A 22,207-nucleotide genomic window follows, 5' to 3' on the forward strand; every position below is an offset into this window, starting at 1 on the left:
AACTAAGTATTAACTTTTGGATTCGTTATGAAGGGTTAGGCTTTTGATTTCAGCTTTAAAACGCCAACAAAAACGTTAATTGCACCCACGACCATACCAACCCATGCTCGAAGTGGCGGAATAGAGCTACTCGCTTCGATCTCTTGCGAACTATAGACGTCATAACCCCATATAAATAATATAATACCGAAAACGATCAGTACTAACCCCATTACTTTGTTATTCATTCAAACTCCGATCATTTATAAATTTAGGGCCAACGCTGAAGTGCATAAACCGTTAATAGCATTATGATAACAATAAAATAAATTCTATTAATTAATCTTGTCGGTAAAAGTACATCCATATTAATAAATGAGAGTTATACCCGTTTATTTATACTGCACCCGGGAAATCTAACTGGCGCCAAGCTTCATACACAAATACAGAAACTGCATTAGATAAGTTCATTGAGCGACTATCGACTCTCATTGGAATACGTAATTTTTGTTCTAATGGTAATGCATCTAATATTGTTGCTGGTAAACCACGTGTTTCAGGACCAAATAGTAATACATCGCCCTCTTGAAAGTTTGCATTATGGTGATAGGTGGTTGTCTTAGTTGTACAAGCTAGTAGACGCTTACCTTCAACTACTTTTAGAAAGCTATCAAAGTCTTTATGTATGAAAACATTGGTCATTTCACGATAATCTAACCCAGCACGTCTTACTTTTTTTTCATCTAAGTCAAACCCAAGTGGTTCAATCAAATGCAATATACAGCCTGTATTCGCACATAGGCGGATGATATTACCCGTATTAGGTGGGATCTCTGGTTCGTACAATGCAACTTCAATCATTTATAAACTCTACTTTTGTGGTTAATGTCATATCACTAAAATCGATAAGCGCTTATTTTATACCAATCATAATAAATAACTGATCTATTTTTTCGTCTAAAAAATTCACTGTTAACTTATAAATATTGCTCGCTTATAAATACTGTTAAAGAGCCTGCACCTTAATTAATGACCTCTTAAGTTGAATTGTTTCTCTGCATAACATTTAAAGAGTATTCTTAATATAATGGTCTGATCAAAAAAGGAGCATCAATTAATGCTCCTTTGGCTATTTATAGTTATAAAATGATTATGCTATTTATGTAATAGTAGCCTTTATGTTTTAGTGCTCTTTATGCTTTGATAAACAGACCACTTAACTACTTTTTTTTATTGCTTCTTGTTCACCCAACCATACATAACCTTGGCCACGGACATTTTTAACACGAAGTTGACCATCTAAACGAATGGGGATTTTACGACGTAAATTACTTAAATGCATATCAATACTACGATCTGATGGGATTAATTTTTTCCCTAAAATCTGTTCACTAAGATCTGATCTGGTTAATAGATCGCCTGGGTGAGTGAGAAACTTCTCTAATAATAACAATTCAGTCGAAGTTAATTCAATAGTAAAACCTTGGCAGGTGATTTGCTGTTGTGTGGGAAATAATTCAATATCTTGATAGCTTATTTTATCATCTGTATTGCCTGTTTTATGTTCGGTATAACGTAAAACCGCTTGGACATGTTTAAGCAGCTCTTGCTCGCTAAAAGGTTTTGATATGTAATCATCTGCGCCCATTTCTAAAGCGAGTAGTATATCTTGTTCGCTATTTTCAATGGTCAACATTAACACTGGAGTATCATTTTTTTGGCGTAGTAATCTCAATACTTCAAAGCCATCCATACGAGGCATCTTTATATCTAATAAGATCAGGTTATAATCTTTACTTAGAATTTTAGATAGACCTTCTTCACCATCGAAAGCGACTTCTGTTTTAAACCCTGCTGACGTTAGAAACTTCTCCAAAAAGGAGACTAGCTCTTTGTCATCATCAATTAATAGTAGATTTTTCATCGTATAAGCCTTTGTAAAATTGGCTGCTGTAAATGGCAATTTTTTACTTCACATCTTATTTAAATTTATTTTATTTCAATGTGTCGTCTTTATTTTTATGCCTATATCGTTTATTCGACTTAAATGTAGTCCTTATTTGTCAATTATACCCCATAAAGAGGTATTTTTTGTGCTAATGAGTATTTATGTTTTATATATTGTGCGTAATTGATTGATTGGTCGGATAAAAGGACTGTATATATACTTAACAGAGTAAATAATGTGATTACTTGTATTGCGTATTTTGAAATAGAGTGGGTTAACTGGTCTTACGGATAGATGAATTGTTGAATATTTTAGCTTCTAACTTTATGATATATATGAAAAATAAAATATTCTATCTTTACGTTTTAAATGTAAAGTGACTAATATAGGTGGTGTTTTCTATCTGAAATGATAACGGGTATAATGATCGTCCAACAATTTTCAGAGTTATATTATTGTGAATCAATCAGCACCTTCCGAAGAATATGCTTATTTAGTTAAACGAGCTGGTCAAGCTGCCATTATTGCAGCTTCCTTATTGATTATTGTTAAATTAATTGCTTGGATCATGACGGGTTCATCAAGTATTTTAGCGGCTTTGACTGATTCATTAATGGATGTAACCACTTCTATTATTAATCTCTTTGCAATAAAAATTGCCTTACAACCTGCTGATAAAGAACATCGTTTTGGACATGGTAAGGCGGAAAGTTTAGCGGGATTAGCACAAGCAGCCTTTATTTCTGGTTCATCTGTATTTTTGATGATTAATGGTATTTCTGCCGTGGTGAACAACCATCAAATTAACGCCAGTAGTTTAGGTGTTTCTGTGATGCTCTTTTCATTGGTTGTTACTATTGCACTCGTCTTATTTCAACGTTATGTCGTGATCAAAACTAATAGCATGGCGATTAAAGCAGATGCTTTACATTATCGAACAGACATTATTCTTAATGGGGCTGTACTATTAGCGATTGTGCTAGCTGGGTATGGTTGGGATTGGGCCGATGGTGTTTTTGCTATTGCAGTGAGCCTTTATATCTTGCAAGGTGCATGGGAGATAGGGACTCAATCGATTGATGCTTTAATGGATAAACAGCTACCTCAAGAAGATCAAGAATTGATCCTTAAGCTTGCCTATAAAGTGAAAGGGGTTCGCGGCGTTCATGATTTAAGAACACGTTATTCAAGTTATATTAAATTTATACAATTACATTTAGAGTTAGACGATGAGCAAAGCTTATTCGATGCGCATGAAAAGGCTGACGAACTAGAACTTGCTCTTGAAACGGCATTTCCGGGAGCCGATATATTGATTCATTTAGATCCTATTTCAGTCGTACCTAATAATAAATCGACTCATGAGATAGAAATATAGCGCCCAATAAAAGGTCGATAGGACATAGATTTGATAGTTAAGGATAAAAGAATGGAATGTAAGGTAAAAGATCTCTGGGATAAAATTAGAGAAGAGGCTTGGGCTAGTTCTGCAGGTGAACCGATTTTAGCCAGTTTTTTCCATTCGACTATTTTAAATCATAAAGATTTATCATCAGCATTAAGTTACCAATTAGCTAACCGTTTAGATAGCCGTACAATGCCTGGCATTTTAGTACGTGAAGTGATTGACGAAGCGTTTGCTGACGACCCAAGTATCATAGAAAGTGCAATGGCAGATATTCTAGCGGTACAAGATAGAGACCCAGCTGTTGAAGAGTACTCTATTCCTCTTCTATATTTGAAAGGTTTTCACGCAATTCAAATTCACCGTGTTGCTCATTGGTTATGGAACAAAAATCGCGTAGCGCTAGCATTATATTTACAAAATCGTAGCTCTGTTATTTTTGGGGTCGATGTTCACCCCGCAGCAACTATTGGTAAAGGTATTATGTTTGATCATGCAACGGGTGTTGTTGTTGGCGAAACCGCTGTGATTGAAGATAATGTATCAATATTACAAGGTGTTACTTTAGGCGGTACGGGCAAAGACAGTGGAGATCGTCATCCAAAGATCCGTCAAGGTGTGATGATTGGTGCAGGTGCAAAAGTATTGGGTAACATTGAGATTGGTGTTGGAGCAAAAATAGGAGCCGGTAGTGTGGTTTTAGAAACGGTTCCTGCACATACAACCGTTGCAGGCGTTCCAGCTAAGATTGTTGGCAGGCCATCATGCGATATGCCATCTTTATCGATGGAACAAAACATTTGAAATTTTATGATCTAAAGCGCTCCTTAGCCCTTTAGATCATAATCCCTAGAATAGTGACTATTCTAGGGATTAATACTTTAAAACTTATTTTTATTCTAAGTCAACATAAGCAAAACGAGGTTGGCTTTTTCCTTCAATTTCTACTTGTTCTAAAAACATAGCAAGCGGTCTTACCCATAAAAGCCCTTCTCCGTATAAAGGACGATAAACCACCATTTTTTCTTCTGTTTCACTATGAATAGCAATGTCTTCGACTTGATAAAAGCTGCCTTTGTAATGTTGGTACTTACCTATTTGTAGTTGTGTAGACATATTTTTCCTTTTAAATTATTTTAATTAATCGGAATCAGACTAACATAACGCGACTTTAAAGACGATTTACATCTTTTTTTCATAAAAATTAAAACAAAGGTTGAATAAGCATCGTGGAATGCTTATTCTCATTGCATTCCAGTTAACCATTTACTTTGTATTAAGGGTCTTGAAATGACATTTGAGCTATTAGAAAAATTAGAAAATAAAATTAACCAAGCTGTAGAGACTATTGCACTGTTGCAAATGGAAATTGAAGAGCTTAAAGAAGATAAAGCTAGCCTATCAGGTAAAACTGAACAGTTACAATCTGATAACGATCGCTTAAATGCAGAACATCAACAATGGCAAGATCGTTTAAGTGCATTGGTTGGTAAAATCGAACAAGCAGAAGAAAACGCAGAGTAATAATTTGCGATTAGCATTTATTGTTTAGCTTTGTGTTTACCTATTGCTAATTGAAAAGATAAGAATCTAGTTGAAAGACAAGTAATATTTAGTTGAGTCATCAGTAAATTTAATTAAATAATGATCCGCTCAATAATAAATCGCTAATTAACAAAAAGCCCAATATTTAATTGGGCTTTTTTGTATCTATCATTTGCCAAACTAAGGTTTGCTAAACTTAAATAGCTGCTAATTTCAATTTTTACTAAGTTAGCATTAACTAAAGTTAAAGGTGTGTTTAAAAAACCTCTTCTTCTTCAGCATCTTCGTCATCAAGCACTAATGGCTCAGGGGAAATAATAATACCAGTACTGTCAGCATATAAAAAATCTTCAGGTAGGAAAGTCACGCCAGCAAAATTCACCGCTGCGTTTATTTCACCCACTTCATCATCATCTGCACCGACAGGAATTGCAGTAATCGCTTGAATGCCAATATCCAGTTCTTCCAGCGCATCTACTTCACGTACACAGCCATTCACGACAATACCTTCCCAGCAATTTTCTACTGCTAAGTCTGCGATATGTGCATTAATTAAAGCGCGACGTAATGAGCCACCGCCATCAATCAATAATACTTTGCCTGCACCATTCTCTTCTAATGCTTTATAAATCAATCCTACCGATTCAAAACATTTAACAGTAACGACCTCTCCTGCAAAGGAGTTTCGCCCACCAAAGTTAGTTAATAGTGGTTCTACTACGTCAATTGTATCTGCGTAGATATCACATAAAACAGAAGTATTGTATTGCATATAAATGCTCACTTTTTATTGATGAAGTTAAATTTAGTATAAACGTAACAGACTCTAATTCAATCTTATTCTCTGATATTTGTTGAAACTAAGCTTAATGTTGAATCTTAGTCTAATTCGTCAAAAGTACCACGTTCAAAAGATTTTTCACAGTAATGACATTTTAACTTTAATGTATTTTTCTGGTGGACATAAAAACGGGTTTGAACAGGTTCATTATGACTAATACAATTACTGTTAGGACAAGCCAATACACCAATAAATGAACTAGGAAGTTGCACTTGGAATTTGTTAACGACTTTGAAATCTTTAATTTGATTAATCGTTGCATTCGGCGCAAATAAAGCTAATTGATTCGCTTGTTGATCATTAAAAAAAGTATTTTCAATTTTAATCAGATCTTTGCTTTCACCATTATGAGTGGCAAGGTTTAACCCGATGGTGATCTTTTCTTTCGTTTGAGTAAATTTAAAGAACTTTAATATTTTCACCCCTTGTTGTGCTGGGATATGGTCAATCACTGAACCTTGTTCAATCGCTTCTACTTGTAATTTCTTTTGCATGATAAAACCTTAAGCGTTTGCTTGAAAATGATTAGTTAATAACAAAGCGAGTAATGCTTGGCGAGCAAAAACACCATTTTGCGCTTGTTGAAAATAATAAGCGTAAGGCGTTTCATCAACATCTATATTGATTTCATCTATACGTGGTAATGGGTGTAATACTTTTAAGTTATCTCTTACATTATCAAGCATATCGGCATTTAGTAAGAAAGCTGATTTCATGTGTTGATATTCAGTTTCGTCAAAACGTTCTTTTTGAACCCGTGTCATATAAAGAATATCCAGGTCATCAACCACATCTTCAATACTGCTATGTAAAGAGAAGTTAATATTACGCTCTTTTAATTCTTCAAGAATATAATCTGGCATTGCTAATGCTTCTGGCGAAATAAAATAGAAATTACAATTAAATAAAGACAGTGCCTGTGCTAAAGAATGCACAGTACGTCCATATTTTAAATCCCCCACAAAAGCAATATTGAGGTTATCTAACCTTGCCTGTGTTTCATAAATAGTAAATAAATCTAATAAGGTTTGAGTCGGGTGTTGGTTTGAACCGTCACCACCATTAATCACTGGTATTGAAGTAAATTCAGACGCTAAACGTGCTGCACCTTCCTGAGGGTGGCGCATAAAAAAAGCATCGGCATAAGAGGCGATGACTTTAACTGAATCTGCTAACGTTTCACCTTTTTGTGCTAATGAGGTGTTACCGCCACTATCAAAACCAATCACACTGCCGCCTAAACGCTGTACTGCTGTTTCAAAAGACAAGCGAGTACGTGTTGATGCTTCAAAGAAACAACTAGCGACAACTTTGTTTTTTAACAATTCAGGTTGTGGTGTTTGCTTTAAAGAGTGGGCAGTTTGTAAGATGAGTTCTAGATCAGTACGTGATAAATCAGCAATGGAGATAATGTTTTTTTGGTATAACGGATTATTCATTTTTTCACACTCATATTGTCAGGGCAGTTAAAAGTGAAGCAGATAATGGCAAAAATTATATCATTAACTATTATTTTTGTTGTTATTAATGTTTTAAATTTTCATCGCATGGAGTAAGCATAAAGGTTATTCTCGAAATTGGTTTCTTAGTTGGGTGGTTTATGATGTTAAAAGTAAGTTTTTTTCTTATTAGTAGTGTGTTTTGTAGCAATGTTTTGGCCGAGCAATGGCAAGATTTACAATCGTTATTACCTAAAGGTACACAGGTATCCTATTTAGTCGTTGATGCAAATTCCAAAAAAGAAATTGCTAGTTTTCAACAGGAAACACTAAGAACGCCTGCCAGTGTGCAAAAGTTATTAACCGCTACCACGGCTAAGTTGCAATTGGGCAGTCACTTTCGTTATAAAACAGTTATTGAGGGAGATAAAACATTACTTAAAAATGGTATTTATAAAGGGGATTTAAATTTACGTTTTATGGGCGACCCGACACTGACTCGTCAACATATTAGAAAATTATTACAAGATATAAAAGAGTTGGGCATTAATAAGATTGAAGGGAACTTATTATTAGATAATAGCCGTTTTAATGGGTATCAATGGAGTAATGGCCAACCTTGGAATGATTTAGGTGTTTGTTATACCTCGCCAGCAAATGCGATTATCATTAATAAAAACTGCGTACGAGGCAACTTAAGTTTAGGGGCTGACGATGCTGAAAAAGCGACATTGTTTATTCCTGCTTATGATCCGATTAATGTAACAAGTGATGTGTCTATTGTTACTAAAGAAGAACGAAAAGAACAGTTCTGTGATTTAGAAATTACGCGAGATAGCCATAATAAATATCATTTATGGGGCTGTATAGTACCGCGTAAAACTGCTTTCCCTCTTGCATTTTCAGTGAATGATCCTAGCTTATACGCACAAAAAATTGTTACCGCTGAATTGAAGCAAGTTGGTATTAATTTAATGGGAACAGTTAAGAGCGATCCTAATGCGACTATTGAAAGATCTCCACTGCAATCTGTTTTTGCGTCCCATCGTTCAGTTTCACTGAATGTATTATTAAAAAGAATGATGAAACACTCTGACAATTTAATTGCAGATAGTTTATTTAAAACGATTGGTGCGGATTATTACCAACAACCGGGTAATTATCGTAATGGTGCTAAAGCCATGAGAGCAATTTTAAAAAAGAACGGAGTCAATCTTGAAAATGGTTACATTGGGGATGGATCTGGCTTGTCTCGTCATAACTTAATGAGCCCTGAAATATTTATGTCGGTGATGCAGTTTGTTTATAAACAGGATAAAAAATTAGGGCTCATTGATACCTTAGCCATTTCAGGTGTTGATGGCACATTAAGGTATCATCGAGGCGTTAATGATCCAGAATTAAAGGGTAAAGTGATTGCAAAAACCGGATCGTTGAAAGGCGTTGGCAACTTGGTTGGTATTGTTAAAAGTGACAGTGGCGACAAGCTCTTTGTATTAATGGTTAATGGTTATAATCTAAATTATAGACCGTTTAATGCAAAAATTCCTCGCGATAAAAAAGCGTCTATCTATTTATTTGAAAAAGCATTCTTTAATAGAATATTTAATTAAGCGGCTCTTAATGGTGGAAAAGTAATATTTTGCAGGTTTCAGCCCGTTCCTTTGACTTTGGGACGCATGCTTCAGCCTGCAGGATTTTTTGTGTTGTTTTTAGTTAGAATTAAAGAGCCAATAATTAAAGGTTTTGACCTTGTGTCGTATGCTTCAGCTTGCAGGATTTTGTGTGTGTGGTTTTTTGTATTGAATTAAAGAACCAATCATCAAAGGTTTTGACCTTGGGGCGCATGCTTCAGCTTGCAGGATTTTGTGTGTTATTTTAGCTTGAACTAAAGAACCAACAATTAAAGGTTTTGACCTTGGGGCGCTGGCTTTAGCCTGCAGGATTTTTTGTGTTGTTTTTAGTTTGAATTAAAGAGCCAATAATCAAAGGTTTTGACCTCGAAGCGCATGCTTCAGCTTGCAGGGTTCTGTGTGTTGGTTTTTGTATTAAACTAAAGAACCAACAATCAAAGGTTTTGACCTTGGGGCGCATGCTTTAGCTTGCAGGATTTCGTGCGTTGCTTTTTGGTTTGAATTAAAGAACTAATCATCAAAGGTTTTGACCTTGGGGCGCTGGCTTTAGCCTGCAGGATTTTATGTGTTGATCGTTATTCGCATTTTAAAAGACTTTATCAATATTAATAAAGCCTTTCACTTAAACTAACTATGCTACTTAATAGAAAACCAAGTTGTTGGCCTACCTTCGCTAAATAATACCACGCCGCTTGACTCTGTTGGACGTTCAATACTTTTTGCAGCACTTATTTTAAGTGGGTAACTTAAGCCGTCAAAATCTAGTTGTAGCCAATTATTGTCTTTAGCGACAAACAAGTCTTGCCAAGAGAAGTGTTGAGTTTCAGCGACCAAAATAGGTGCTTGTACGCGAGATACTCGACTTGAGAATATTAACCCTTTATCTTTCGATTCAAATACTAACATTTCACAACCATTACTTGAGCACCAATCTAAAAGAACAATTGCTTCGTCTTTACCATCGCCATTTAAATCGAACCTCACTGAATTAAAACGTGTATTTTTAGGATCGGTTCTATGAATTTTAAAGTAGTTGCGCACTGCTTTTTGTACTTCTAAGTCAATACTATTGATGGGATTAATAAACTGAGCAGTAAATTGACGCTTAATTTGAATTTCATCTCCTTCCCCTGAAACTTGCTTACCATTCATTTTATTGAAAGTTAATGTTTCATCTAGTTTAGTAAGTACATTGTATTGGTTAATTTCTTGGCTAGAAAGGCTTAACTCTTTACGTTTAAAGACTATTTCCTGTTGTATCCTTTTACCATCTTGCTTAGTAAACATAGCAATGACTGTATCGGGAGTATTACTTTTCCAAAAACCAGTTTTAACTGTCTTCGTTAATTGATTACCTTGTTGATATTCTAAAGTATGGTTAGCATTTAACGATAAGTTAACGTCTTGCTCTGGCAGTTGTTTAGACTGACTTAAGTATTCACCTGTAAATGATTGATCACTTGTTAATTTTCCCAACTCTCCACAGCCACTGAATTTACCATGAACGCTTTCTACTATTGTAATGTAGCCCCAATATTCTTTATTCTCAGGGACGTAACACGCTCCCGGTTCTATTTTTAAAGATAGTCTTTGACCATCAGATTTAACGGCCGTTAATTCACGTTGTCTTGTTGATTGTATTGTTGATTTGGTCACCGTATATGATTGATTACTCGCTTTAGTTGCAATAAAAAGCTTGTTGTCGTGGATGTTGATACGCCAATAAGGATCATTACCTTTCGCTTTAAAACTAAAGGTATCGGTGGCTTTTGCACATTGTAACGAGGTTTTGGTTGATGCCATATGATCTAGACGATCAAGGCTGACGAGTACTGATGTTTTAGATTTTTTACTCTTAGGAAAAACAATTTGCCCTGTGAACTCGATATAAACCGTCTCACCTTTATTTTCATCAATTTTATTATAAACATCATTTAATGCAGTTTCTGTTATAACTTGATATTGCTGCGGATCATCACAAGATTGAAAGTAAGGTTTATTGTTTTTATAGCTTAGTTGCCCTCTAAAGTTTCCATCTAATATATTTGAATACGCTTTATGGGCGATTTCAGGTGTCGGCGCGATTATTTTTTCTTTTATTTGAGTGGTAGAGCTTGTTGAGTTAGTTGAACTACATGCAGATAAAACAAGAATAAGCGGTGTTATCAGTAAAAAAGAGGACGAAAAACGCATAATTGACCTTAGGCAGCTTCTGCTGAGAAAAATATATGTGCTTAGTATAGCAGTGTGTTAATACTTGTGTGTAGTCCTCGAAAGTACTATTTGTGGTTATCAAGCAATCAACTTCTCACTTTAAATAGAAGTTAACTGCTTGAATGATAGAGAAAGAAGTAAAATAACTTTCTTATTCTGATTTGTCAGATTCAGGTTTGTTTTTACCAGCCCAGCTAGGTTTACCTTTTGCTTTAATAGTACGGTGGCGTTGTTTACCCATTTCTAACTTTTTCTTTTGACGCTTTTCTTTTTGTAGACGCTTCACTTCTTCTTCGCGAGCTTTACCCTTTTTAGTCATTGGTTTTTTAGTTTTACGTAAACTAACTTTCGCTTCTTTATTTTGTGGGCGTAAATCTTTAATGACACGACGCTTTAATATTTGGTCTGTATAACGCTCAACTTTCGCCAAAATATCAATGTCATGTGCTTCGATAATAGAAACAGCAGTGCCTTTTTTACCACCACGTGCAGTACGACCAATACGATGAACATAAACATCGGCACTACGTGGCATGTCATAGTTAATTACATGCGTTATATCTGGCACATCAATACCACGAGCTGCAACGTCAGTCGCAATCAAAATGTTAATGCTACCTTCTTTAAATTGACGCAAAGATAAGTTACGTTTTTCTTGATCCATTTCACCACGTAGATAGTTACAACGGATATTTAACTCTGCTAATTGAGCGACTAATTGCGCAAGACGATCGCGTGTTTTAACAAACACAATCATCTTATTTACTTGTTCTTCGTGTTCAGGTGCTTGTTCTAAAATCGCAGCAAGTAACTGTAACTTATGCTCAGGATTATCAGCTAGATGAATATATTGTAATATTTTACCGCTTTCTCTGCGTGTCACTTCTGCATCTAATTTAACTGGATTTTTTAATACATCACGAGCAAATTCGCGTAATCCTTTACCTTCTAATGTTGCCGAAAACAAAGCGGTCATTTTACGCCAGCGAGCTTCACCTGCAATGCGGTCCATTTCTGCTACAAAACCCATGTCTAACATTCTGTCTGCTTCATCAAGTACTAAACATTCCACTTCACGACAGTCAAATGCTTCAGCATCAATGTATTCCATTAAACGACCTGGTGTTGCAATCACAATATCTACCGAGCCCATAATAATATCTTCTTGGGCTTCGTAAGAAATACCACCGATGATATTACCGACGATCAATTTGGTGCCTTCAACTAATTGCTCTGCCACTTCGCTTATTTGTACTGCTAATTCACGTGTTGGTGTTAATACTAAAATACGAGCAGAACCGCCTTTACGACGAGGGTAATCAATTAAACGTTGAACTGCGGGTAATAAAAATGCGAGTGTTTTACCTGTGCCAGTAGGGGCGCTTGCCATGATATCTCGTTCATCCATTGCTGGTGGGATGACCATTTTTTGAATGCTAGTTGGGCGTGTGTGTCCCATTTTAGCAACGGCGTTTAATAAATGCTGATCCAGCTCAAGCGACTCAAATGACATGAAATTTTCCAATACAATAAAACAAAGAGCACATTATAGAGCAAAGATTGCATTTAGGGTGAATTGTCTATCAATTAACGTATTTAATATTCAAACTAAAAGTTAGTTTATTAAATGTAGAGATAAAAAAGCGTAGGAGGGTGTCAAAGCAGCTGATTTTTGTTTATTCATTTGGAATAATGGGTATGCACTTCAAGGCTGAATCTGCCCGTTATCAAATAATGGGATGCGGATAGAAAGCTATTTATCCTCAATTTTGGTCAATTAAAATGGAATTATATTTAAATCATAAGTTACATTTTGACACTGACTAACTATATAGTGCTGTTAGTTTTGCGTCATTCAAGGTGAATTATTAAAGCAATAACAGGTTATTGAGAGATAATTTAACGCAGACATTCTCTAAAATAGCGGCGTTGTACCGTTTTGCTTGTCCAGAACTGAGGTTATTTATATAAAATGAACGTTGTTTTAAAAATACATCTGATAAACGTGTATTGTATCTCCACTTTGGCTTAAGGCGTTAACGTCATTGGCTGACTCTATTTATTTTTGTGTTTGAACAGAATAAATAAGTTAAACGATTACTGTGTCTTATTTTACTGATGCTTATTGATAAAATAAGCTATAAATTTTGAATTATACGAAGGATATTCTGTGTTTGATATTATTGCTCCGCTAGATAAAGTGACATCACAATTTGTAAATGCACTTCAAGACAAAATCGACCTTAAAACTAAGCCTCAAGGTAGTTTAGGGTTATTGGAATCGATTGCATTTAAAGTGGGTTTATTACAACAAACATTAGAGCCTGTTTTTATTGAACCGAGCGTTATTATCTTTGCGGCTGACCATGGGGTTGCTGAACAAGGAGTGAGTTTATTTCGGCAAGTCGTGACAGAGCAAATGGTATTAAACTTTTTACAGGGCGGGGCGGCTATTAATTGTTTATCAAAGCAGCACGGTATTCACTTAAAAATTGTCAATGCCGGTGTGAAAGCCAGTTTTGATCATATTCAGCATCAACACTTTGTTAATTCCCCGATTGCATTAGGCACTGAAAATTTTGCACAGCAGCCAGCGATGACAAAAGAGCAATGTGTAGCGGCTATTAATAAAGGCGCTGATATTGTAAAACAACAGCACCAACTTGGTTGTAACGTGATTGGTTTTGGCGAAATGGGCATTGCTAATACCACTTCAGCTGCTGCGATAATGGCTGCTATTCTAAACTTAACAGGACAAGAATGCGCAGGTAAAGGTACTGGGATTGATCAGAAAACGGTTTCATTAAAAGCGCAAGTAATCGATGATGCGATTGCAAAATATCAACTAACAGAGGCAGAACCTTTAACTATATTACAAACTGTAGGGGGCTTTGAAATTGCGATGATGGTAGGGGCAATGTTAAAAGCGGCAGAATTGTCGATGTTGGTATTGGTAGATGGCTTTATTGCTTCCAGCGCTGCATTGGTTGCGAGTGAAATGCATGATGACTTTTTGCAGTACACACAGTTTTGCCATCAATCAGACGAACAAGCACATCAATTATTATTAACCTCTATGAGTGCAACGCCTATATTAAAACTAGGTATGCGCTTAGGTGAAGGTTCTGGTGTTGCGGTGGCTTATCCTCTATTAGTGTCCGCATTAACTTTCTTAAATGAAATGGCTTCTTTTGCTGATGCGGGTGTTTCTGATAGTCAGTAGTTAATAAATCTAATAATGAAAAAAATTTGCTAATACGTTCTTATAGTAAATAGCGGCATGCAATTAGCAGAAATAATGAACAGAGATAATTAAAAGAGAATTTAATGTCAGAAGAGTTAAATAAGCAGAGGTATAAAGTCCTATCTAAACCGCTATTTAAGCAATGGGTTTTGTGCTGTTATGCGCTATCGTTTTTTTCCCGCTGTCCTGTGCCGAAATCTATTAACTTCAAAGCTTATCCATTTCATTTAGGGAATGCATACTTTCCATTTGTCGGTGCTTTGTATGCGCTTATTTGTTTTGCTGTTTATTGTGTAAGCCTAAGTGTGTTTGATCATACGATTAGTATCATTTTTATGTTGCTAGTGGGTTTATTATTAACCGGCGCTTTTCATGAAGATGGTTTGGCAGACTGTTGCGATGGTTTCGGTGGTGGCTATAACAAAAAGCAATGTTTAAGTATTATGAAAGATAGCCAAATAGGCACTTATGGTGTGATTGGTTTGATTATATTGTTTGCGCTTAAAGTCACTGTGCTGATTCAACTTAGCCTGCTTAATCAATTTTATGAATTTGGTTTACTCCATTTCTTTGGTGTCCTTTTTAGCGCAGCTGTTGTGAGTCGCTTTAGTGCGTTATGTTTGATCCAATATAGTGAATATGCAAGAGAGGATGAAACCAGTAAATCGACACAATCATCGCATCAATTACCTCTGCCGTATTTATTAGGTGCTTCGTTGTTTAGCTTGTTGTCATTACTTTGGATGCCAGTGATATCTATATTAGTTATTGTTATAGTCACGACGATAAGTACGTTGTTATGCAAATCTTACTTCCATAAAAAAATTGAAGGGTATACCGGAGACTGTTTAGGCTTTTTACAACAACTAAATGAATTACTCATTTTATTAACTTGCTTGGCGCTATTCAGTGCCAATTTATAGTCCCAATTTATAGCACCAATTTAGCTTAATGTTTGTAGCGTTCTCTAATAGCAATGGAATTGAAAATGGATAATAAACCATTAACAAAACATAAAATTTACTTAGTACGTCATGGTGATGTGAATGTGTCTTCTGATATTTGTTATGGGCAATTAGATTGTGCTGTGGCTGACTCCTTTGATAACGATTTATTAAAACTAACGTATTATGTTGAAGCTAACGTAATGGAGAAGTTAAAAGTAAATGAAAAGCCTTTAATTATTAGTAGTCCATTAACGCGTTGTTTAGCGTTAGCTGAAGGTTTAAAGTTAAATTTAGAGTTTTACCCTGAGAAAGAGTTAAAGGTCAGTGAGTACTCACAAAGCGCATTTACCAATCCAATTGAATTACAAATAAACGAAGCCTTTCAAGAAATTAACTTTGGTGATTGGGAAGGTTTAACGTGGCAAGGTCTTGGACAGCAAGCAATACAAGATTGGAGTGATAATCTGCTGGATTACACGTTTAAAAATGGGGAAAGTGCACGTGATTTTGATCGAAGAGTTATTCAAGCATGGGATGAGTTGCAAACTAAGTTAAACGGGTTAAATCAAGTAAATAGCTTAGATAGCTTAAATAACTCAGATAACTTAAATAGCCTAAATAAATTAAACGATCTTAACCAAGCCAACCAAGAGCAACAATCAAAAACTATTATCATTATTTGTCATGCAGGTGTTATCCGTTCTATATTATCTGCATTTTTACACATTCCATTACAACACTCTTTATCTTTGAAAATTGATAAAATGAGTGTGTCCTGTATTGAACTTGTTCCTGCACAAGTTGAGTTATCGCGTTGTGTAGGCATTAACCATTTACTGTAGATGACTTTAACTATTTTACACTCATTGTCATTGTCATCCTCATTTCTTGAATTCAGACCATAACTGCTAACGCTTATCTATTAATACTGCTTGTTTACCGCTGTAATGAGTTTTTATTTATTAACGCTAATCTGCCTATTATGGTGTTGTGACGTCGAATATTAATCGGTATTAACACGCTCGTTGTTAATGAAAGCATTAATAAAATACTTAATAAAAGAATAAATGAAATGATAGTGAACAAACCTTTCATTAATAAACTTCTAACGTCTTTTATCCTTTAGCTATTTTTTAGCCATTTTATGTCTTATTGCTTCAGCCTTCAAAGTTTTCACATTTAGCACTTTTTTAACGGTACGTTGAAAGTGTCTGTTTATGCTAGAATCGGGCGGATTTTTTTTGCTTCAATCTATTAGTTACTTTAAGGAAGATGTAATGTTTAAGCAGTCTAAAGTATTAAGTGTCATGCTGACCCTTTTTACGCTTTTATTCTCTACTCGTGTATTGGCTAGTTCAGGGGAAACAATCGACTTAACCTCACATGGAATTGGTTACGCCGCTATTTTATTTTTCGCTTTTGCTTACTGTTTAGTGATGTTAGAGGATGTTATTCATCTACGTAAATCAAAACCAGTATTAGTTGCGGCAGGTATTATTTGGGGAATGATCGGTTACTATTATTCTCAACATGGTATGAGTCATGATGCAGAAGCGGCTTTCCGCCATAATTTATTAGAGTATGCAGAGCTATTCTTCTTCTTATTGGTAGCGATGACTTACATCAATGCGATGGAAGAACGTCAATTGTTCGATGCACTACGTGCTTGGATGGTGAATAAAGGTTTCACTTTACGTTTGATTTTTTGGTTAACCGGCATATTAGCTTTCTTTATTTCCCCAATCGCCGACAACTTAACCACTGCCTTATTAATGTGTGCCATTGTCATGAAAGTAGGTGGGGAAAATAAAAAATTCATCGCCCTTTCTTGTATCAATATAGTGGTGGCTGCTAATGCTGGTGGCGCATTCAGCCCATTTGGCGACATCACAACATTAATGGTTTGGCAAAAAGGCATGGTTGAGTTCACTACTTTCTTTGCATTACTAGTGCCTTCTGCAGTTAACTACTTAGTGCCTGCTATCATCATGAGCTTCTTTATCTCTAAAGATGTTGCAAAAGGTGATGGAGAAGTGGTGGCAATGAGACGTGGTGCAAAACGCATTGTCATTTTATTCTTAATTACTATTTTCTTTGCCGTTGCTGGTCATTCATTCTTAGGTATGCCGCCAGTATTAGGCATGATGACAGGACTGGGTGTTCTGCAATTCTTCGCATTCTTCTTACGTAAAACACAAAAAAATCACTATCAGTTTGCGATGGCACATACGGTTGATAAAAAAGAACACGAGCGTTTACGTGGTTTAGGCGATGGTGCGCCTTTTGATATATTTAACAAAGTGGCAAAAGCCGAGTGGGATACGCTGTTGTTCTTTTACGGTGTTGTGCTGTGTGTCGGTGGTTTAGGCTTTATTGGTTATCTAGGCATGATTTCAGAAGCAATGTATAGCAACTGGGATGCCACTTATGCCAATATTACTGTCGGTGTGTTATCAGCGATTGTTGATAATATTCCGGTTATGTTTGCGGTATTGAGTATGGAACCTGACATGGACACAGGACAATGGTTATTAGTGACCTTAACGGCTGGTGTCGGTGGCAGTATGCTGTCGATTGGTAGTGCTGCTGGTGTGGCATTAATGGGACAAGCTCGCGGTATTTATACTTTTGGTGCGCATTTAAAATGGGCACCAGTGATTGCGCTAGGTTATATAGCCAGTATTTATACGCACCTTTGGTTTAATGCGGCTTATTTTGGCTAGGTAACATGTTAGTGAAGTAGTGTTTTTAGTTAAAGTGAAATACTTAAACATGCGTATGAAAGTAGGACTTGCTAATAATGGAACAAAGTAACCATTTAATTTTTATGTCGCTAGCTGTTTAGTTTATTTAGCTTATTTTAATATAGCTACTTGATTTGTTTACTTTGTTTTGATTTATTTTTTTGTTGATGTTAATTGTCAATAATCGATCAGTTAGGTTATTATGCAAATTAATGCTAAATGTTTTATGCGTTTATATACAATTAGAGGTAATTAATCTTTACTTCAATATTGATTGTTTGGTATAAATTATCTGCTATAAAAAAGTAAAGGGTTTGCTTTACTGAATTAGAATTAAAACCTAGAACTTTGTATTCATTTTAAATAGTTATTTAAAGGATATATAAGTAATAGTTAGTAATAGTTAGTAATATGTTAGTTTTTTTGGTTCAATATTGTTTTTTATTAAATTAAAGTTTGTTTTTTCACCTAAAAAAAACTACCTTTAATAGAGTAATAAATAACATTACTGGAATTAAACTTTCAAACTCAATTTATATCATAATAATTTTTGTGAGTATTTCCGAAAGATACGAATAGGGATTGTTTGTACATATAAATTAAAAACCAATTATTGTTTGCCATTATTGACCTTATTAATAAGTAAAAATGCCAAACAAAGCTAAGGAAATAAATATGAAAAAGATTCAACAGGGTTTTACATTAATCGAACTACTAATCGTAATCGCGATTATCGGTATTCTTGCAGCGGTAGCATTACCTGCTTATCAAAGTTATACAGCTAAAGCTAAATTTACTGAAGTTGTACAAGCTGTAACTGGCGCTAAAACTCAAGTTGAGTTATGTGCTATGGAGTTAGGTGATGTTGAATTTTGTGGTGATGGAAATGACGGCTCTACTTTCAAATTAGAAGCCATTACTGCATACGGTTTTGTACAAAGTGTGGCAACTGCTTCAGAAGGCGTCATTACTGCAACTGCTGTTTCAGGTGAAGGTTTGGGTAGTGCTACATATAAAGGTACACCGACACTAGAAAGTACAGGGCAGGTTACATGGGAATTTGAATGTAGTAATGATGATTTGTGTTAACTCTTAATGATACTTAATAATCTTAGCGGTTTGGCTTCTAGCCTTGCCGCTCATGGTTTACTTGATGAAAGCCAATTAAAAAAAATAATCTCATCAGCAACTTCAGAACAAAAAGCTTTAACTTCCTATCTGGTTGAAAATAATTTCATTGATAGTGTTGCCTTAGCTGAGTTCTGTGAAGCTGAATATGGTATTCCTCTATTAGATAATGAATCCTTAGATCTAACCGATATCCCTGAAAAATTCATTAACCAAAAACTAATAGAGAAACATCATGCCTTGCCTGTTTATGTGCAACATAAAACCTTGTATATTGCCATGTCTGATCCTACCAATGTTGCCGCCTTAGAAGATTTTGGTTTTAGCTTTGGCATGCATACTGAAGCATTACTCATTGAAGAAACTCGACTTAATAAAGCAATAGACTTTATTTTAGAGGATGATGTTAGTGCACTTGGTGATATGGGCAATATCGATGATATTGAAGTTGATGAATCGGATTCTCGTTTAGATGAGTCACAAAATGCAGACGATGATACGCCGATTGTAAAATATATTAACAGCGTGTTGATTGATGCCGTCAAAAAAGGCGCCTCAGATTTACATTTTGAACCTTATGAAAAAAAATTCCGCATTCGCTTTCGTATTGATGGAATCTTAAAAGAAGTTGCCTCTCCTCCTGTTAATTTAGCCAACCGTTTTTCTGCACGTTTAAAGGTGATGTCTAAGTTAGATATTGCAGAACGTCGTTTACCACAAGATGGTCGTATCAAACTTAAAGTGTCTAATAAACGTAATATTGATTTACGCGTGAGTACGCTCCCGACTATGTGGGGCGAAAAAATTGTAATGCGTATTTTAGACAGCTCAGCCGCCGCATTAAATATAGATAAATTAGGTTATACCGACGAGCAAAAAGAAAAGTATCTCGCTGCACTTGCTAAACCGCAAGGTATGATTTTAATTACAGGTCCAACAGGGAGTGGTAAAACTGTATCGCTTTATACCGGGTTAAATATTTTAAATACCGTTGAGCGTAATATTTCAACAGCGGAAGACCCAGTTGAGATTAATTTAACCGGTGTAAACCAAGTACAGATCAACAATAAAGCAGGCTTAACCTTTGCTTCAGCATTACGTTCATTCCTACGTCAAGATCCAGATATCGTGATGGTAGGTGAAATTCGTGATTTAGAAACCGCTGAAATTGGTATTAAAGCCGCACAAACAGGGCACTTAGTCTTATCAACCTTACATACTAATTCTGCAGCTGAAACACTCACCCGCTTATTAAACATGGGTGTGCCTGCATTCAATATTGCCTCATCTGTCTCATTGATTATTGCACAGCGATTGGGAAGACGTTTATGTGAAGTATGCAAAGCACCTTTACAAATGCCTGATTCAGAATTAGCCGCTATTGGCTTTACAAGCGAGCAGTTATCTCAGAAAAGTGATTTATGTCAGCCTGTTGGTTGTGATAAGTGCACTGACGGTTATAAAGGACGTGTTGGTATTTATGAAGTGATGGAAATGTCTGATCAGCTCGGACGGATTATTTTAGATAATGGTAATGCCATGCAAATTTCAGATGCTGCAATAAATGAAGGTATGCATACCTTAAGGCAATCAGCGATTAAACAAGCTTTAAATGGTGTTACTAGCTTACAAGAAGTAACACGTATTACTTAATATTCTTTATCAGCATTGTTTTACTTAAGTTTTAAATTTAAGCTATATTAAATCTTAATTATTAAGCCTTAGCTATAACTTTGAATGTAGATCTTTAACCATAGACTTTTAAGTGTAGACCTTGCTATAACGCTTAACTAAAGATAACTTAATAAACAGAGCTTATCTAAATAATACTTGTATTCAGTATTCATCTATAGAAAGCCCATCAAAAACTATCTAAAGAGAATTTCATGGCCATTAAACAATCTTCACCTGAACTACACACTTTTACTTGGCATGGTATTAACCGCAAAGGAGGTAAAGTCTCTGGAGAATTACAGGGTGAAACGATTAATGAGATAAAGGCAGAGTTACGTAAGCAAGGTGTGAGTGTTACGCGGACTAAAAAGAAACCAAAGTCATTATTTTCATTTGGTGACAAAGTACAACCAATGGATATTGCCGTTGTTTCTCGCCAAATAGCGACTATGTTAAGTGCGGGGGTTGCTTTAGTACAAAGTCTTGAATTAATTGCTAAAAGTAATGAAAAACCCTCTCTTCGAAAATTAATGACGTCAATTGCTAATGAAGTGTCAACGGGAACACCGCTTTCTCAAACGCTACGTTCTTATCCAAGACAATTTGATACCTTATATTGTGACTTAGTGGAAGCGGGTGAACAATCAGGTGCGTTAGATACTATTTATGATCGTATTGCAACTTACAAAGAAAAATCAGAAGCGCTAAAATCAAAAATAAAAAAAGCAATGTTTTACCCTGCAGCAGTCGTTACGGTAGCATTTCTTGTAACTTTGTTATTACTATTATTTGTTATCCCACAATTCCAAGATATATTCACTGGATTTGGTGCCGAGTTACCTGCGTTTACATTATTTGTTTTAGGGATTTCTGATATCGTTCAATTGTATTGGTATATGATAATCGGCGGAGCGATGGTTGCTGTATTTTTATTTAAAAGAGCGCATCGAGGGAGTGAAAAAGTCAGGGATAACACTGATAAATTTATTCTTAAAATTCCTGTTATTAGCACTATTTTAGATAAAGCGGCTGTTGCTCGTTTTGCTCGTACACTCTCTACAACTTCTTCAGCAGGTATTCCATTAGTTGATGCCTTGCTTTCTGCTGCTGGAGCATCGGGTAACTATGTCTATAGAAGTGCTGTTAACAATATGCGTACAGAAGTCATTAGTGGGATGCAAATTAATGTTGCGATGAAAACAACAGGTGCTTTTCCTGATATGGTGTCACAAATGGTAATGATTGGTGAAGAGTCTGGTGATTTAGATGGCATGTTAAGTAAAGTCGCCGATATATATGAAAGCCAAGTTGATGATGCCGTTGATGCATTAACCAGCTTATTAGAGCCAATGATAATGGTAGTGCTAGGTGTTGTAGTTGGTGGTCTGATTGTGGCTATGTATTTACCTATATTCGAACTTGGTAGTGTTATTGGTTAATATATTCATTTATTATAACGCTGCTC

The 22,207-nt window shown here is 35.6% G+C and carries 20 protein-coding genes; 11 read left to right on the forward strand and 9 right to left on the reverse strand.

Annotated elements, in window-relative coordinates; genetic code table 11:
• Positions 1-35 precede the first annotated feature (35 nt).
• From SP041_RS09485 to SP041_RS09495, 3 genes are all read right to left on the reverse strand, one after another.
• Positions 36-227, reverse strand: coding sequence for a DUF3185 family protein (locus tag SP041_RS09485; protein WP_025563462.1), 192 nt, complete (start codon positions 225-227; stop codon positions 36-38).
• A gap of 148 nt (positions 228-375) precedes the next feature.
• The gene (gene trmL, locus SP041_RS09490) at positions 376-840 is read right to left on the reverse strand and encodes a tRNA (uridine(34)/cytosine(34)/5-carboxymethylaminomethyluridine(34)-2'-O)-methyltransferase TrmL (RefSeq protein ID WP_025563461.1); all 465 of its coding nucleotides are present in this window, start codon (positions 838-840) and stop codon (positions 376-378) included.
• Between the two features lie 355 nt (positions 841-1,195).
• Positions 1,196-1,903: a response regulator gene (locus SP041_RS09495; protein ID WP_025563460.1), complete on the reverse strand. Its 708-nt coding sequence runs from the start codon at positions 1,901-1,903 to the stop codon at positions 1,196-1,198.
• A 481-nt stretch (positions 1,904-2,384) separates the two neighbouring features.
• Between SP041_RS09495 and SP041_RS09500 the strand changes: the two genes are divergently transcribed.
• Positions 2,385-3,305 (forward strand): cation diffusion facilitator family transporter, encoded by a 921-nt coding sequence (locus SP041_RS09500; RefSeq protein WP_025563459.1) that lies wholly within the window; start codon positions 2,385-2,387, stop codon positions 3,303-3,305.
• A gap of 51 nt (positions 3,306-3,356) precedes the next feature.
• Positions 3,357-4,136, forward strand: coding sequence for a serine O-acetyltransferase (gene cysE, locus SP041_RS09505; RefSeq protein WP_025563458.1), 780 nt, complete (start codon positions 3,357-3,359; stop codon positions 4,134-4,136).
• Positions 4,137-4,226: 90 nt separating this feature from the next.
• Here cysE and SP041_RS09510 read toward each other — a convergent pair whose 3' ends face one another.
• Positions 4,227-4,448, reverse strand: a complete 222-nt coding sequence (locus tag SP041_RS09510) for a DUF1653 domain-containing protein (RefSeq protein WP_025563457.1) — start codon at positions 4,446-4,448, stop codon at positions 4,227-4,229.
• A gap of 174 nt (positions 4,449-4,622) precedes the next feature.
• Between SP041_RS09510 and SP041_RS09515 the strand changes: the two genes are divergently transcribed.
• Positions 4,623-4,856: a cell division protein ZapB gene (locus SP041_RS09515; protein ID WP_025563456.1), complete on the forward strand. Its 234-nt coding sequence runs from the start codon at positions 4,623-4,625 to the stop codon at positions 4,854-4,856.
• A 277-nt stretch (positions 4,857-5,133) separates the two neighbouring features.
• Here SP041_RS09515 and rraA read toward each other — a convergent pair whose 3' ends face one another.
• The 3 genes from rraA to pyrB all read right to left on the reverse strand — a co-directional run bounded on the left by rraA (position 5,134) and on the right by pyrB (position 7,157).
• Positions 5,134-5,649: a ribonuclease E activity regulator RraA gene (gene rraA, locus SP041_RS09520; protein ID WP_025563455.1), complete on the reverse strand. Its 516-nt coding sequence runs from the start codon at positions 5,647-5,649 to the stop codon at positions 5,134-5,136.
• Positions 5,650-5,756: 107 nt separating this feature from the next.
• Complete coding sequence (gene pyrI, locus SP041_RS09525; RefSeq protein WP_025563454.1) at positions 5,757-6,212, reverse strand: aspartate carbamoyltransferase regulatory subunit; 456 nt, start codon at positions 6,210-6,212, stop codon at positions 5,757-5,759.
• A gap of 9 nt (positions 6,213-6,221) precedes the next feature.
• Entirely contained in the window at positions 6,222-7,157 is a 936-nt protein-coding gene (gene pyrB / locus SP041_RS09530; protein ID WP_025563453.1) for an aspartate carbamoyltransferase, read from the reverse strand.
• Positions 7,158-7,318: 161 nt separating this feature from the next.
• On the opposite strand from pyrB, the gene dacB reads away from it, so the two are divergent.
• Positions 7,319-8,770 (forward strand): D-alanyl-D-alanine carboxypeptidase/D-alanyl-D-alanine-endopeptidase, encoded by a 1,452-nt coding sequence (dacB, locus tag SP041_RS09535; protein ID WP_137297665.1) that lies wholly within the window; start codon positions 7,319-7,321, stop codon positions 8,768-8,770.
• Positions 8,771-9,427: 657 nt separating this feature from the next.
• Here the strand turns inward: dacB and SP041_RS09540 are convergent.
• Entirely contained in the window at positions 9,428-10,984 is a 1,557-nt protein-coding gene (locus SP041_RS09540) for a hypothetical protein (RefSeq protein ID WP_025563451.1), read from the reverse strand.
• A 172-nt stretch (positions 10,985-11,156) separates the two neighbouring features.
• Positions 11,157-12,518, reverse strand: coding sequence for an ATP-dependent RNA helicase SrmB (gene srmB / locus SP041_RS09545; protein WP_025563450.1), 1,362 nt, complete (start codon positions 12,516-12,518; stop codon positions 11,157-11,159).
• A gap of 657 nt (positions 12,519-13,175) precedes the next feature.
• On the opposite strand from srmB, the gene cobT reads away from it, so the two are divergent.
• The 7 genes from cobT (at position 13,176) to SP041_RS09580 (ending at position 22,181) form a co-directional block, all read left to right on the forward strand.
• Positions 13,176-14,228, forward strand: a complete 1,053-nt coding sequence (gene cobT, locus SP041_RS09550) for a nicotinate-nucleotide--dimethylbenzimidazole phosphoribosyltransferase (protein ID WP_240791444.1) — start codon at positions 13,176-13,178, stop codon at positions 14,226-14,228.
• Between the two features lie 104 nt (positions 14,229-14,332).
• Positions 14,333-15,172 carry an adenosylcobinamide-GDP ribazoletransferase gene (locus tag SP041_RS09555; RefSeq protein ID WP_025563448.1) on the forward strand — a complete coding sequence of 280 codons (840 nt, stop codon included), beginning with the start codon at positions 14,333-14,335 and terminating at the stop codon, positions 15,170-15,172.
• A 65-nt stretch (positions 15,173-15,237) separates the two neighbouring features.
• The gene (locus tag SP041_RS09560; RefSeq protein WP_025563447.1) at positions 15,238-16,038 is read left to right on the forward strand and encodes a histidine phosphatase family protein; all 801 of its coding nucleotides are present in this window, start codon (positions 15,238-15,240) and stop codon (positions 16,036-16,038) included.
• A 465-nt stretch (positions 16,039-16,503) separates the two neighbouring features.
• Complete coding sequence (gene nhaD / locus SP041_RS09565) at positions 16,504-17,919, forward strand: sodium:proton antiporter NhaD (protein WP_240791445.1); 1,416 nt, start codon at positions 16,504-16,506, stop codon at positions 17,917-17,919.
• Positions 17,920-18,615: 696 nt separating this feature from the next.
• Positions 18,616-19,029 carry a prepilin-type N-terminal cleavage/methylation domain-containing protein gene (locus tag SP041_RS09570; RefSeq protein ID WP_025563446.1) on the forward strand — a complete coding sequence of 138 codons (414 nt, stop codon included), beginning with the start codon at positions 18,616-18,618 and terminating at the stop codon, positions 19,027-19,029.
• Positions 19,030-19,035: 6 nt separating this feature from the next.
• A complete protein-coding gene (pilB, locus tag SP041_RS09575) occupies positions 19,036-20,721 on the forward strand; it encodes a type IV-A pilus assembly ATPase PilB (RefSeq protein WP_025563445.1) in 1,686 nt (561 codons plus the stop codon).
• Between the two features lie 233 nt (positions 20,722-20,954).
• Positions 20,955-22,181 (forward strand): type II secretion system F family protein, encoded by a 1,227-nt coding sequence (locus SP041_RS09580; RefSeq protein ID WP_025563444.1) that lies wholly within the window; start codon positions 20,955-20,957, stop codon positions 22,179-22,181.
• The last annotated feature ends 26 nt before the right edge of the window (positions 22,182-22,207 follow it).

It is taken from the genome of Psychromonas sp. SP041, from assembly GCF_000470315.2.
GTDB lineage: Bacteria > Pseudomonadota > Gammaproteobacteria > Enterobacterales > Psychromonadaceae > Psychromonas.

Bases quoted from the DNA above. Each gene is read 5' to 3' on its own strand.
- SP041_RS09570 (WP_025563446.1), top strand. From the start codon at position 18,616: ATGAAAAAGATTCAACAGGGTTTTACATTAATCGAACTACTAATCGTA.
- pilB (WP_025563445.1), top strand. From the start codon at position 19,036: ATGATACTTAATAATCTTAGCGGTTTGGCTTCTAGCCTTGCCGCTCAT.
- pyrB (WP_025563453.1), bottom strand. From the start codon at position 7,157: ATGAATAATCCGTTATACCAAAAAAACATTATCTCCATTGCTGATTTA.
- SP041_RS09580 (WP_025563444.1), top strand. From the start codon at position 20,955: ATGGCCATTAAACAATCTTCACCTGAACTACACACTTTTACTTGGCAT.
- SP041_RS09495 (WP_025563460.1), bottom strand. From the start codon at position 1,903: ATGAAAAATCTACTATTAATTGATGATGACAAAGAGCTAGTCTCCTTT.
- srmB (WP_025563450.1), bottom strand. From the start codon at position 12,518: ATGTCATTTGAGTCGCTTGAGCTGGATCAGCATTTATTAAACGCCGTT.
- SP041_RS09560 (WP_025563447.1), top strand. From the start codon at position 15,238: ATGGATAATAAACCATTAACAAAACATAAAATTTACTTAGTACGTCAT.
- SP041_RS09515 (WP_025563456.1), top strand. From the start codon at position 4,623: ATGACATTTGAGCTATTAGAAAAATTAGAAAATAAAATTAACCAAGCT.
- pyrI (WP_025563454.1), bottom strand. From the start codon at position 6,212: ATGCAAAAGAAATTACAAGTAGAAGCGATTGAACAAGGTTCAGTGATT.
- SP041_RS09555 (WP_025563448.1), top strand. From the start codon at position 14,333: ATGTCAGAAGAGTTAAATAAGCAGAGGTATAAAGTCCTATCTAAACCG.
- dacB (WP_137297665.1), top strand. From the start codon at position 7,319: ATGATGTTAAAAGTAAGTTTTTTTCTTATTAGTAGTGTGTTTTGTAGC.
- cysE (WP_025563458.1), top strand. From the start codon at position 3,357: ATGGAATGTAAGGTAAAAGATCTCTGGGATAAAATTAGAGAAGAGGCT.
- SP041_RS09540 (WP_025563451.1), bottom strand. From the start codon at position 10,984: ATGCGTTTTTCGTCCTCTTTTTTACTGATAACACCGCTTATTCTTGTT.
- trmL (WP_025563461.1), bottom strand. From the start codon at position 840: ATGATTGAAGTTGCATTGTACGAACCAGAGATCCCACCTAATACGGGT.
- rraA (WP_025563455.1), bottom strand. From the start codon at position 5,649: ATGCAATACAATACTTCTGTTTTATGTGATATCTACGCAGATACAATT.
- SP041_RS09510 (WP_025563457.1), bottom strand. From the start codon at position 4,448: ATGTCTACACAACTACAAATAGGTAAGTACCAACATTACAAAGGCAGC.
- nhaD (WP_240791445.1), top strand. From the start codon at position 16,504: ATGCTGACCCTTTTTACGCTTTTATTCTCTACTCGTGTATTGGCTAGT.
- SP041_RS09485 (WP_025563462.1), bottom strand. From the start codon at position 227: ATGAATAACAAAGTAATGGGGTTAGTACTGATCGTTTTCGGTATTATA.